9 protein-coding genes, 1 pseudogene and 2 riboswitches are annotated in these 12,303 nt (G+C 74.5%); of the genes and pseudogenes, 6 read left to right on the top strand and 4 right to left on the bottom strand.

Annotation, left to right across the window (positions count from 1 at the left end; all coding sequences use genetic code 11):
* The 3 genes and pseudogenes from E1291_RS32575 to E1291_RS32565 all read left to right on the top strand — a co-directional run.
* A pseudogene (locus tag E1291_RS32575) lies at nucleotides 1-452 on the top strand (transcriptional regulator FtsR); the annotation flags it as partial.
* A 142-nt stretch (nucleotides 453-594) separates the two neighbouring features.
* Nucleotides 595-1,065 carry a bifunctional nuclease family protein gene (locus E1291_RS32570; RefSeq protein WP_067804246.1) on the top strand — a complete coding sequence of 157 codons (471 nt, stop codon included), beginning with the start codon at nucleotides 595-597 and terminating at the stop codon, nucleotides 1,063-1,065.
* Nucleotides 1,066-1,418: 353 nt separating this feature from the next.
* Nucleotides 1,419-2,021, top strand: coding sequence for a MerR family transcriptional regulator (locus E1291_RS32565; protein ID WP_131741916.1), 603 nt, complete (start codon nucleotides 1,419-1,421; stop codon nucleotides 2,019-2,021).
* A 115-nt stretch (nucleotides 2,022-2,136) separates the two neighbouring features.
* Here the strand turns inward: E1291_RS32565 and E1291_RS32560 are convergent, their stop codons facing one another.
* On the bottom strand, nucleotides 2,137-4,662 hold the full coding sequence (locus E1291_RS32560; protein ID WP_131741915.1) for a lysylphosphatidylglycerol synthase transmembrane domain-containing protein: 2,526 nt from the start codon (nucleotides 4,660-4,662) through the stop codon (nucleotides 2,137-2,139).
* A gap of 280 nt (nucleotides 4,663-4,942) precedes the next feature.
* A riboswitch (glycine riboswitch) is annotated at nucleotides 4,943-5,038 on the top strand.
* Nucleotides 5,039-5,150: riboswitch (glycine riboswitch) on the top strand.
* A gap of 59 nt (nucleotides 5,151-5,209) precedes the next feature.
* Here E1291_RS32560 and gcvP point away from each other — a divergent pair.
* Nucleotides 5,210-8,086, top strand: a complete 2,877-nt coding sequence (gcvP, locus tag E1291_RS32555; protein ID WP_131741914.1) for an aminomethyl-transferring glycine dehydrogenase — start codon at nucleotides 5,210-5,212, stop codon at nucleotides 8,084-8,086.
* A gap of 108 nt (nucleotides 8,087-8,194) precedes the next feature.
* On the opposite strand, the gene E1291_RS32550 is transcribed toward gcvP, so the two are convergent.
* Nucleotides 8,195-8,782 (bottom strand): TetR/AcrR family transcriptional regulator, encoded by a 588-nt coding sequence (locus tag E1291_RS32550; protein ID WP_165495387.1) that lies wholly within the window; start codon nucleotides 8,780-8,782, stop codon nucleotides 8,195-8,197.
* Between the two features lie 172 nt (nucleotides 8,783-8,954).
* On the opposite strand from E1291_RS32550, the gene E1291_RS32545 reads away from it, so the two are divergent.
* Complete coding sequence (locus E1291_RS32545; RefSeq protein WP_131741912.1) at nucleotides 8,955-9,311, top strand: helix-turn-helix domain-containing protein; 357 nt, start codon at nucleotides 8,955-8,957, stop codon at nucleotides 9,309-9,311.
* 75 nt (nucleotides 9,312-9,386) lie between these two features.
* Nucleotides 9,387-10,079, top strand: coding sequence for an SCO family protein (locus E1291_RS32540; RefSeq protein ID WP_131741911.1), 693 nt, complete (start codon nucleotides 9,387-9,389; stop codon nucleotides 10,077-10,079).
* A 28-nt stretch (nucleotides 10,080-10,107) separates the two neighbouring features.
* Here E1291_RS32540 and truB read toward each other — a convergent pair whose 3' ends face one another.
* Nucleotides 10,108-10,977, bottom strand: a complete 870-nt coding sequence (gene truB, locus E1291_RS32535; protein ID WP_131741910.1) for a tRNA pseudouridine(55) synthase TruB — start codon at nucleotides 10,975-10,977, stop codon at nucleotides 10,108-10,110.
* Between the two features lie 67 nt (nucleotides 10,978-11,044).
* Nucleotides 11,045-12,055: a DHH family phosphoesterase gene (locus tag E1291_RS32530; protein ID WP_242614518.1), complete on the bottom strand. Its 1,011-nt coding sequence runs from the start codon at nucleotides 12,053-12,055 to the stop codon at nucleotides 11,045-11,047.
* Between the last annotated feature and the right edge of the window lie 248 nt (nucleotides 12,056-12,303).

The raw sequence follows: 12,303 nt of genomic DNA, 5'->3' as shown, positions 1-12,303 counted from the left end.
CCCCGCCCGCCGAGGCGGGGGAGCGGCGGGCACCGGCCCGGCCCCGCACGCTCGTGGCGGCCGACACCACCGCCGAGGAGCCCGCCGTCCGGCTCACCCGCCGCCAGCTCCTGGACGGCGCCGGGATCGACGAGGGCCTGCTCGCCAGCCTGGAGGAGTACGGCCTCGTCGGCCGCAGCGGCGCCCACTACCTCGGCGAGGCGCTCGCCGTCGCCCGCGCCGCCGCCGCGCTCGTCGCCCACGGCTTCGAGGTCCGGCACCTGCGCGCCGTGAAGGCCGCCGCAGACCGGCAGGTCGGCCTCATCGAGCAGATCGTCGCCCCGCAGCTGCGCCGCCGCAGCCCCGGCGCCCACGAGCAGGCGGCCGAGACCGCCCGCGAGATCGCGGCGCTGTCGGTCCGGCTGCACGCCGCCCTCGTCTCCACCGGGCTGCGCGAAAGCCTCGACCCCTGATCATGCCGTCCGCGGAGGTTTTTGCCGCACCGGCGCCGCCGCGCGCCGTCCGGGGCTGGGTGTACGTTGGCTACAGGGTTCGGTCAGGTATCGGTCCCGTGCACGTGGTGATCGAGACAGCGAGAACCAGCAGGGAGCCGCAGTGAAGCAGATGGAGGTCGTCGGCGTCCGGGTCGAGATGCCCTCCAATCAGCCGATCGTCCTGTTGAAGGAGACGGAGGGCGACCGCTACCTGCCCATCTGGATCGGGGCCGTGGAGGCGACCGCGATCGCGTTCGCCCAGCAGGGCGTGCTGCCCGCCCGCCCGCTCACCCACGACCTGTTCCGCGACGTGCTCGACGCGCTCAGCGTCCAGCTGCGCACCGTGAACATCACCGCCCTGCGCGAGGGCATCTTCTTCGCCGACCTGATCTTCTCCAACGGCGTCGAGGTCAGCGCCCGGCCGTCCGACTCGATCGCGCTGGCCCTGCGCACCGGCGCCACCATCTTCGCCAGCGACGACGTCCTGGAGGAGGCCGGCGTCGCCATCCCGGACGAACAGGAGGACGAGGTCGAGAAGTTCCGCGAGTTCCTCGACACGATCTCCCCGGAGGACTTCGGCCGCGCGGGCTGACACCGCCCGCCACGGCGCCCCGGCCTGCGCTCGTCGCTCTCCGTGACGGGCCGTGCGGACGGGCCCCGTGGGATATGTCACTCTGGGCTGTAAGTTCATGCCGTGCCGCGATTGGTCTTGCATTGCCCTGGACCTGGCCGTTTCCGATGAGCGACGATCGGGGTAGGAGTGCGGTGACGGCGATGGTGCGCAGTTTGCCCACGTGAAGCCGGTTCATCCGGGCATGCGACGCGCCGACGGTGAACGTTGACCACGCCCTGACCGGCACCTACCGTGCTGGTGGAACACCCGTGGTGTAATTCGTCAAACCCCCTTGACGAAGCGCCACGGGCTGATAGAAGCCGGAGGTCCGCGTGGCGGTGAGCAGCGGCGAGGGCAAGGCGACCCCCGACAGGCATATCGCGTCCCGGCGCGCCGGAGAGCAGGGGCTGCTCTTCGACACCCAGGTCTCGGTGCCGCCGGAGGACGTCGGCTACCGGGGTCCGACGGCGTGCGCCGCGGCGGGGATCACCTACCGGCAGCTCGACTACTGGGCCCGTACCAAGCTGGTGGAGCCGAGCGTCCGCGCCGCCCACGGGTCGGGCAGCCAGCGCCTCTACAGCTTCCGCGACATCCTCGTGCTGAAGGTCGTCAAGCGCCTCCTCGACACCGGCGTCTCCCTCCAGCAGATCCGCACCGCCGTGATGCACCTGCGCGACCGCGGCGTCCGCGACCTGGCGCAGATCACCCTGATGAGCGACGGGGTCAGCGTCTACGAGTGCACGTCGGCGGACGAGGTCGTCGACCTCCTGCAGGGCGGCCAGGGCGTGTTCGGCATCGCGCTCGGCCGCGTGTGGCAGGAGGTCGAGGGCAGCCTCGCCGACCTGCCCGCCGAACGCGCCGCCACCGACGACGACCCCGACGAGCACCCCCACGACGAGCTGGCGAACCGGCGGCGCGCCCGCCGCACCGGCTGACCCGCCCGCCCTCCCGCGAACCCTTCCCCGCGGCCGCCCCGCTCCCGCGCTCACTCCCGAGCCGCGCCGCACCGCCCGAACCCGCCCCGCACGGGCACATCCGCCGCCGGACCGCTCAGATCACGCCCTTGCGCTGCAGGTACGCGAACGCGGCCCACCCCGGCAGCACCGGCAGCCACAGTGTCAGCAGCCGGTACAGCAGCACCGCCGACGTCGCCGTCTCCGCCGCGAGCCCCGAGATCGTCAACGCCAGCGTCAGCGCGCCCTCGACCGCGCCCAGCCCGCCCGGCGTCGGCGCCGCCGACCCGAGCGCGTTCGCGGTCAGGAACACCACCACCACGGCCGTCCACTCCAGCGACCCGCCGAACGCGCGGATCGAGGAGTCCAGGCACAGCACGAACGCGATGGTCAGCAGGAGCGTCCCGCCCAGCCCGGTGCACAGCTTGCGCGGCGACTGCAGCACGTCCACCAGCCGCGGCACGACGCCCGAGAACATGCTCTTCATCCGCGCCGTGACGATCCTGCGCACCTTCGGGACGGTCACCGCCAGGCCCGCGACCAGTCCGAGGGCCAGCAGCACGATCACGATCGTCCGGGACGGCGCCAGGTCCTTGGTGGCGTTGTTGGCGGAACCGGTGAGGAAGCCGAACAGGATCAGCAGGAGGATGTGCGTGGCCATCCCCACCAGCTGGGACGCGCCGACGCTGGCCACCGCCGGTCCCGGCCGGACGCCCGAGCGCTGCAGGTACCGGGTGTTGATCGCGACGCCGCCGACCGCGGCCGGCGCGACCAGCTTCACGAACGACGCGGCGAGCTGGACGAGCATGGTCCGGCCAAGCGGCAGCCGCTCGGGCACGAACCCCATCAGCATGAACGCCGCGGCGAGGTAGGTCAGCGCCGCCGCGCCCAGCGCGACCGCGACCCACCACCACGACGCCGTCGACACCAGGTGACCGATGTCCAGGCTGGTGACCTGCGGGATCACGATGTAGGCGGCGATCGACAGCGCCACCATGCTGAAGATCGTGCGCGGCTGGAACCGTTCCAGCCGGACCGGCGCCGCCTCCGTCTCGGGCGTCAGCAGGGCGATCCGCTCCCGGATCCGGGTGAGCAGGTCCCGGTGGCGGCGCAGCGTCGCGCGGGTCTCCCGCGACAGCGCCACCCGCTGCAGCAGCGGGACGGCGGCGGCCAGCGCCTCCGCGCCCAGCACGTCGGCGGCGGTGCCGACCGCGCGCTCGGGGCCCGCCCGCAGCGCGAGCGTGGTGAGCAGCTGCGCCAGGTCCAGCCGCAGCGCCAGATCGCCCGCCGCGATCTCCCCGGACCGCAGGTCGGTGACATAGGCGCGGCCGTCGTCGCCGACCAGCAGCCCGTCGTCGAGCCGCCGGTGCGCGAGCCGTCCCGCCTGCAGCCGCCGGAACTGCCGCCACACGTCGTCCAACAGCTCGTCGGTGACCTCCTCGTCCGCGACGTCGCCGAGCCGTCGGCCGGGCACGTGCTCGTAGGCGAGCAGCGCCGCCTCGGTGCCGACCTCGGCGGTCCCGGTCAGCCGCGGTGTCCGCGCGCCCGCCGCGGCCACGGCGTAGGCCATGAGCGACTCCTGCTCCAGCGACCGGCGCAGCGAGCGCAGTGCCCGCCCCGTGGTCGCACCGCGCAGCCGCAGCAGCCGCCACACCCGGTACAGCACCCCGGCGGTCTGCTGGTCGCGGTCCAGCACCCGCAGCTCGAGCTGCCACTCGTCGCGGCCGTGCCGCCGCGGAGGGGCCCCGGCGTCCCCGCGGCCGCCCAGGTCCCGGCCGTCCCGGGCCGGGCCGTGCCGCCCGGCGTCGCCGGGGGAGGGGGCGAGGGCGACGCCGTAGCGGCGGGCCTCCCGCGCGTCCTGCGCGGCGTCGCCGAGACGCGCCGCGCGCTCCACCCGGAACCCGAGCCGCTCCAGCGCGATGATCACCGCCGCGCCGGACGGCCGCGGGTTCGGCGTGCCCATCGCGTACAGGGTGCCGTGCCCGATGGCCCGGCCGAGCAGGTACGTCGCGGCGAGCGCGGCCACCGAGGCGTAGGACGCGGTGAGCCCGGTCAGCGCGGCCAGCCCGATCATCGTCCAGGTCGCGGCCTGCCAGCGGTACCGCCCGGCCATCCCGACCGCCGTGACGAAGGCGATCACCGGCGCGATGTCGGTGTGCACCGGCGCGGTCGCGGTGCCGCCCCAGATCAGCGAGTCGAGCACGCCGCCGGGCGCCGCCGCGACCACCCAGTCGTCCAGCGCCACCGTGACCAGGAACGCGATCATGGCGGCCAGCAGCGCGATCGCGACGCGCGTCCCGTCCTTGCGGAACACCCGCTCGATGGCGAAGGCGACCGGAACGGCCAGCACGCCGAAGCTGGAGCCGAGCGTCGCCAGCGACAGCAGCAGCCGCGGCGCGTGCGCGGTGCCCTCGGCGATGTCGGTCTGCAGGCCGTGCGTCGTCTGCTGGGCGATGGACACCAGCAGCATCACCGCCGCCAGCAGGACGCAGGAGAGCGCGAACCGGATCGCGTCGGACGGGCGGCGGATCCGGTCGGGCTGCGCCGGCTCGTCCACGGGCACGCCCGCCGAGCCGCCCTGCCCGGGGCGCACCGCCGTACCGCCGCCCTGACCGTCCGTCATCGTGATCAGCGTCCCAGACCTCCCGCCGCGCCGTCGAGCGGGGCCCCCGCGGCGGGACGCGGCGGCGGTCCCGGCCCTGCCGGGCCCCGGCCGCCCGGTGCCTGCACGCGGTCCGCCCCTCTCGGCCCCGGGCCCCGCGTCCGGGCCCGTGAGCTGTGCACATCGTAGTGGCCGGTACGCCGCGGAGATCCCGGCGTCACGGCTGCGCCGGGGGCGCGCGGCCGGGCCTGGACGGTCGAGCGAGGCGATCGTTGGGTAGGGTTTGCCCCAGACATGCCGTCGACCCTGAGTGGGAGAGTCCCCGCGCAAGCCGGCGTGGGGCGCCGAAGGGGCAACCTCCCCGGAACCTCTCAGGCAAAAGGACCGCTCGGGCGAGGCACCTCTGGAAAGCAGGCGTCGATCTCCCCTCATGGGGAAGGGCGGCTCACCGAAGGGGAAATCCCGCCGCGCGGGTGAAGCTCTCAGGTGCCGATGACAGAGGGGGAGACGGCCGCCGGCCCGCGCCGGCGGCGGCCTGAGCGACCGCAGCAGCCAGGAGGCTCTCCCCATGACCGCCCAGTACTACGCCCCGGTGGCCTCGCCGCAGCATCCCCGTGCCACGTTCGCCGACCGGCACATCGGTCCCGCGCCCGGCGACCTGACCCGGATGCTGGCCGCCATCGGCTACTCCGGCGCCGACGCCCTGGTCGACGCCGCGGTGCCCGCCGCGATCCGCACCGGCCGCCCCCTGGACCTGCCGCCCGCGCTGAGCGAGACGGCGACCCTGGCCCGGCTGCGGGAGCTGGCCGCCCGCAACACCGTCCTGACCTCCATGATCGGCCTGGGCTACCACGGGACGATCACGCCGGGCGTGATCCTGCGCAACGTCATGGAGAACCCCGGCTGGTACACCGCCTACACCCCCTACCAGCCGGAGATCTCCCAGGGGCGCCTGGAGGCGCTGCTCAACTTCCAGACCGTCGTCAGCGACCTCACGGGCCTGCCGGTCGCGAACGCCTCCATGCTGGACGAGGCCACCGCCGCCGCCGAGGCCATGGCGCTGGCGCACCGCGCGTCCCGCCGTAAGGACCCCGGAACGTTCCTCGTCGACGCCGACGCGCTCCCGCAGACCATCGAGGTCGTGCGGACCCGCGCGCTGCCGCTCGGCATCGAGATCGTCACCGCCGACCTGTCCGGCGGGCTGCCCGCCGGCGACTTCTTCGGCGTGCTCCTGCAGTACCCGGGCGCGTCCGGCGCCGTCCGCGACCTGGAGCCGGTCACCGCGCAGGCGCACGAGCGCGGCGCGAAGGTCGTCGTCGCCGCCGACCTGCTCGCCCTGACCCTGCTGCGCCCGCCCGGTGAGTCCGGCGCCGACATCGTCGTCGGCTCGGCGCAGCGCTTCGGCGTCCCCTACGGGTTCGGCGGCCCCCACGCCGGCTACATGGCCGTCGGCGAGGGCATCCAGCGCCAGCTCCCCGGCCGCCTGGTCGGCGTCTCCGTCGACGCGGACGGAGCCCTCGCCTACCGCCTCGCGCTGCAGACCCGCGAACAGCACATCCGCCGAGAGAAGGCCACCAGCAACATCTGCACCGCGCAGGTGCTCCTCGCGGTCATGGCGAGCATGTACGCCGTCTACCACGGCCCCGAGGGCCTCGCCGCGATCGCGCAGCGCACCCACGGGCACGCCGCCGAGATCGCCGCCGGGCTGCGCGGCGGCGGCGTCGAGGTCGTCCACGGCGCCTTCTTCGACACCGTGCTGGCCCGCGTCCCCGGCCGCGCCGCCGAGATCGTCGAGGCCGCCCGCGAGCGCGGCGTCAACCTGCGCCCGTCCGGCCCCGACCACGTCGCCGTCGCCTGCGACGAGACGACCCTCCCCGAGCACGTCACCGCCGTCCTGGAGGCGTTCGGCGTCCCCGCCGGCACCACCGGCGCCGGTGAGGCCCTGCCCGGCGGGCTGCGCCGCGAGAGCCCCTACCTGACCCACCCCGTCTTCCACGCCCACCGCTCCGAGACCGCGATGCTGCGGTACCTGCGCCGGCTGCAGGACAAGGACATCGCCCTCGACCGCTCCATGATCCCGCTCGGCTCCTGCACGATGAAGCTGAACGCCACCACCGAGATGGAGCCGGTCACCTGGCCGGAGTTCGCGAACATCCACCCCTTCGCGCCCCTCGACCAGGCCGCCGGGTACGTCGAGCTGATCGGCGAGCTCGAGAGCGCCCTCGCCGAGATCACCGGCTACGCCGCCGTGTCGGTGCAGCCCAACGCCGGTTCCCAGGGAGAGCTGGCCGGCCTGCTCGCCATCCGCGGCTACCACGACTCCCGCGGCGACGAGCACCGCGACGTGTGCCTCATCCCGTCCTCGGCGCACGGCACCAACGCCGCCAGCGCCGTCATGGCCGGCATGCGCGTCGTCGTCGTCGGCTGCGACGACGGCGGCAACGTCGACCTGGACGACCTGCACGCGAAGATCGCCGAGCATGGCGACCGGCTCGCGGCGATCATGGTGACCTACCCGTCCACCCACGGCGTGTTCGAGGAGTCCATCACCGACGTCTGCGCGGCCGTGCACGCCGCCGGCGGCCAGGTCTACGTCGACGGCGCCAACCTCAACGCCCTCGTCGGCCTCGCCCGCCCCGGCGAGTTCGGCTCCGACGTCTCCCACCTCAACCTGCACAAGACCTTCTGCATCCCGCACGGCGGGGGCGGCCCCGGCGTCGGCCCCATCGGCGTCCGCGAGCACCTGGCGCCCTTCCTGCCCGGCCACCCGCTCCGCGCCGAGGCCGGTCCCGCCGGCACCGGCACCGGCCCGATCTCCGCCGCCCCCTGGGGCTCGGCGGGCATCCTCCCGATCTCCTGGGCCTACATCGCGATGATGGGCCCCGACGGGCTGCGCGCCGCCACCGAAGGCGCCATCATCAGCGCCAACTACCTGGCCGCCCGCCTCGCGCCCCACTACCCGATCCTCTACACCGGCCGCAACGGCCTCGTCGCCCACGAGTGCATCGCCGACCTCCGGAAGATCACCAAGGAGACGGGCATCACCGCCGAGGACGTCGCCAAGCGCCTCATCGACTACGGCTTCCACGCCCCCACCCTGTCCTTCCCCGTCGCCGGCACCCTCATGATCGAACCCACCGAGAGCGAGGACCTCGCCGAGCTCGACCGCTTCTGCGAGGCGATGATCGAGATCCGCCGCGAGATCCAGCGCGTCGCCGACGGCGGCTACGACCGCGAGGACAACCCCCTCAAGAACGCCCCGCACACCGCGGACTGCCTCGTCTCCGACGACTGGAAGCACGCCTACACCCGCCAGGAGGCCGCCTACCCCGTCCCGTCGCTCCGCGAAGGCAAGTACTGGCCGCCCGTCCGCCGCATCGACCAGGCCTACGGCGACCGCAACCTCATCTGCTCCTGCCCGCCCCCCGAAGCGTTCGAGGACTGACAGCCGTCCACCTGGGAGGCATTCGTCCAGGTGCGGTAAATGGGCTTCGACCACCGGGACCGAGGTTTCGGGCCCGGTGGTCGAAGGCCGGCCTGTCGTGGCTGGAGCTCACGCCTGGTCGTGGGGTGGCATCAGGCGGGTGATCAGGTGGGCGACCAAGGCGTCGGTATCGGTCACCGGGAGGCCCTCGGGGATGAGGACCATGTGGGTGACCAATGAGTGCAGGGCCATGTACATCAAGGTCAGGTCGTAGGTGCCGCCCGGGCCTTGGCGGGCGTCGAGCTCGGCGAAGTCCTCGCTGATCCCCGTCCGGGTCATCCGGTTCATGACCTGCCGCAGCTCGGGACGGCGGTGGGCCTCCAGCGCCAGCTCGATCGAGGCGATCTGCAGGGCGGAGTCGGTGATGGCCCGCCGGACGCTGCGCTGGAACAGCGTGATCAGGGCCTGCCGGTCCAGGACGCCCTCGACCGCCGCCCGGTGCTCCCGCTCCCGGTCCTGGTAGCGCTCCAGCACGCGCCGGGCGATCTGGGCGATCAGCTCGTCCCGATTGCGGAAGTAGTGCAGCGCGGTGCCGGTGGGCACGCCCGCGTGCGCGTCGAGGGCCCGGTAGGTGACGCCCCTCGCCCCCCGCTCGGCCAGCAGTTCGATGGCGGCGTCGAGCAGCGTCGTCCGCCGTCCGGGGTTGGTCCGCGCCATGGTCTCCCCTCTCCTCCGGCCTCTTGTCGTTCCCGCCGGAACCGCGTTACGCTGAGACCGCTTCAGTTGTAGCGCAACGATCATATCGGTGAACGGGAGGGCGGGACAGCCCCGCCGTCCCCCCGCCGTGAGGTCGTGCGCCCGGCCAACACCCCGCGGATCGGAGCTGAGCATGAACGGTGCCGACGGTCACCTGCCCGCGGCGCTCGCGCCGCGGGCAGGTGAGCCCTTCGCCAAGGGCCGCGGGGTCCTGGAGAGCGCCTTCGCCGTGCTGGAGGAGCTGGGACGCCTGGAAGAGGCGGGGCTCTCCCAGCTCGCCGGCGCCACCGGGCTGCCCAAGACCACGACCCACCGGCTGCTGGGCCAGCTCGCCGGGCTCGGAGCGGTCCACCGGCTCGCGGACGGCCGCTACCAGATCGGGGCGCGGGCGTTCCGGCTGGGCCAGATGTGGCGGCCCGGCCCCCTGCTGCGCGCGGCCGCGGCCGGGCCCCTGCGGCACGCGCTCGTCCGCCGCGGCCCGCCCTCCTGAGCCGACGTTCACGCCTCCCGCCCCGCCGCGCCCGCGCCCGGGGCCCATCGACGTCTGCTCACACGGAGTTCACCCATGCACGTTCCCGCACGACCCGGTCGTTCCACACGGGCCCGCCACACGCTGGTCCGCCTCGTCCTGGCCCCTCTCGGCGCCGCCGCCCTGCTGGCCGGCGCCACCGCCTGCGGCGCCGAACCCGCCGCCGTCGAGACCGTCGAGAACGCCCCCGCCTCGCCCTACAAGGCGACGACCCTGCCCGCCGCCTTCCGGATCCCCGACGTCACCATGACCGACATGAACGGCCGTTCCTACGCCCTCGCCCAGAAGACCAAGGGCAAGGTGACCATGCTGTTCTTCGGCTTCACCAACTGCCCGGACATCTGCCCCACGACCATGGCGGACGCGGCGGCGGCCCTTCGCCTGCTCACCCCGGCCGAGCAGGCGAAGGTCCAGGTGGTCTTCGTGACCGCGGACCCCGCCCGGGACACCCCGGCCGCCCTCAAGGACTACCTGGGCCGCTTCAACAAGACGTTCGTCGGCCTGACCGGCCCGTGGAAGACGATCGAGCAGGCCGCCGGGACCGCCAAGGTGCCGGTCAGCCCGGCGCCGGCCCACGCCAAGGGCAACTACCAGGTCGAGCACGGCAGCAACGTCATGACCTACGGGCCGGACGGCGCGGGACGGCTGCTGTTCCGCTACCAGTTCGGCAGCGCGGACATGGCCAAGGACCTGCGCACCCTGCTCGCCAGGGAGAAGTCCGCACTGTAAAGCCGGCCAGGCGCCGGCCAGGCACCGATCAGGGGACGAAGACGGCGAGCGGCTTGGCGACCTCGCCGTGCTCCTCGACCAGGGCGAGAAGGGTCCCGTCGGGCGCGAACACGCCCACGGGGCCCGGCCCCAGCCCGGCCGCCGGGAGCCGCCCGCCGTGCGCCACCGCGCGGGCCTCGTCCTCCGACACGTCCCGGCGCGGGAACGCGGCGGAGACGGCCGCGCCGATCGGCAGGATCTCCAGCTCCTCCGCCAGCCGCTCAAGGGTCCGGGCCGCGCCGAGGTCGTACGGGCCGACCCGGGTGCGGCGCAGCCGGGTCAGGTGGCCGCCGCAGCCGAGCGCCGCGCCGAGGTCGCGGGCCAGCGCGCGGATGTAGGTGCCCGACGAGCAGGCGACGACCGCGTCCACGTCGACCACGTCGCCGTGCCGCCGCACCTCGGTCACCGTGAAGGCGCGCACGGTCACCGGACGGGCCTTGAGCGCGACCTCCTCGCCCTTGCGGGCCATCTTGTAGGCCCGCTCCCCGTCCACCTTGATCGCGCTGACCTGCGGCGGAACCTGCATGATCGGCCCGGTCAGCGCCGCGATCCCGGCGGCCAGCGCCGCCTCGGACACGTCCGCGGCGGACGCCTCCGCCGTGACCTCGCCCTCGGCGTCGTCGGTGTTGGTCGAGCGGCCCAGCCGGATCGTGGCGTCGTAGCCCTTCTCGGTCAGCGCCAGGTGGCCGAGCAGGCGGGTGGCCTTGCCGACCCCGACCACGAGGACGCCCGTCGCCATCGGGTCCAGCGTGCCCGCGTGCCCGACCCGCCGCGTCCGGGCCAGCCGCCGCATGCGGCCCACCACGTCGTGCGAGGTCCAGCCGGCCGGCTTGTCGACGATGACGAGTCCCGAATCCACGCGTGCGCTCCGAATCGATGGTGCCGGTCAGATCGTGCCGGACGGCCGCGGCGGCGGCCGCCCGTGGTCAGTCGTGGGCCTCGCCGGTGTCGCGCAGGGCGGCGCGCAGCCGGTCGATGATCCAGGCGGGCTCGCCCGCCATGGTGAACGCCGCGGCGGTGCGGTGGCCGCCGCCGCCGAGCGCGACGCACGCGCGGCCGACGTCCACCGCGCCCTTGGCACGGGTGGAGACGTACCACTCGTCCCGGTCGTTCTCCTTCAGCACGACCGCGACCTCGGCCTCGTCGGTGCGCCGGAGCTGGTCGATGACGCCTTCGAGCTGGTCGTAGGGGACGTCCCTGGAGTCGCGCTCGGAGCGCGTGATCGTCGTCCAGACCAGGCCCCGGCCGCCCGCGGCGTCACGCTCCAGCCGGGCCCGCCCGAGCGCGCCCGCGAGGACCTGCAGGTAGCCGAAGGGCGCCCGGTCCCACAGCTCGCGGCTGACGGCGTCGGGGCGGACGCCCGCGGTCAGCAGCCGCCCGGCCAGGTCGTGCACCTCGGGCGTCGTGCACGGGTACTTGAACGAGCCGGTGTCACTGGCGAGCCCCGCGTAGAGCCCCTCGGCGATGGCGCCGTCGAGCGGCACGCCGAGCCGCCGGATCAGCTCCTCGACGAGCACCGCGGTGGCGGCGGCGTCCGGGTCGACCAGCCGCACGCCGCCGAACGCGGTGTTGGACGCGTGGTGGTCGACGACGATCAGTTCGCCGGCGCGCCCGGCGCGGGCCGCCAGCGAGCCCAGCCGGGCCTGCCCGGCCGCGTCCAGCGAGATCATCAGCGCCGGGTCGGCGGGCATCCGGTCGGGCTCGACCAGCAGTTCCTGGCCGGGCAGGAACCGCAGGATCGCGGGCACGGTGAACGGCTCGCCGAAGGAGGCCAGGCAGCGCTTGCCCAGCGCGCGCAGCGCCTGCCCGAGCGCCAGCATCGAGCCGAGCGCGTCGCCGTCGGGCGCGACGTGGCAGGCCAGGCAGACCTCGTCGGCCGCGCGGATCAGCTCGACCGCCCGCTCCCACTCCAGGGCCGGGACGCAGGAACCGGGCACGTCCGGCCCGGACACGGCGGGGCCCGCGGCCCCGGGCTCGGGCGAGTCGGGCGCCGTGACGGCCGCCTGCCCGGTGAACGACTGCCCGTTGGCCGCCTGCCCGATCGCCGCCCGGTCGTCCGACACCTGGTCGTTCCACGACGGCCCGCCGGGCGCCCGGCCCGCGGGCCCCGGGCCCGTGGCCGCGGGACCGTTCGACGGCGCCCCCGCCGACGCCTGAACGGCGCCCTCCGGCGCCGGGGGGCGCC

The organism is Actinomadura roseirufa, from assembly GCF_900659635.1.
Classification (GTDB): domain Bacteria; phylum Actinomycetota; class Actinomycetes; order Streptosporangiales; family Streptosporangiaceae; genus Spirillospora; species Spirillospora roseirufa.
The sequence above is the reverse complement of the archived record's forward strand: the minus strand, read 5'-3'. Positions and strand labels throughout refer to the sequence as shown.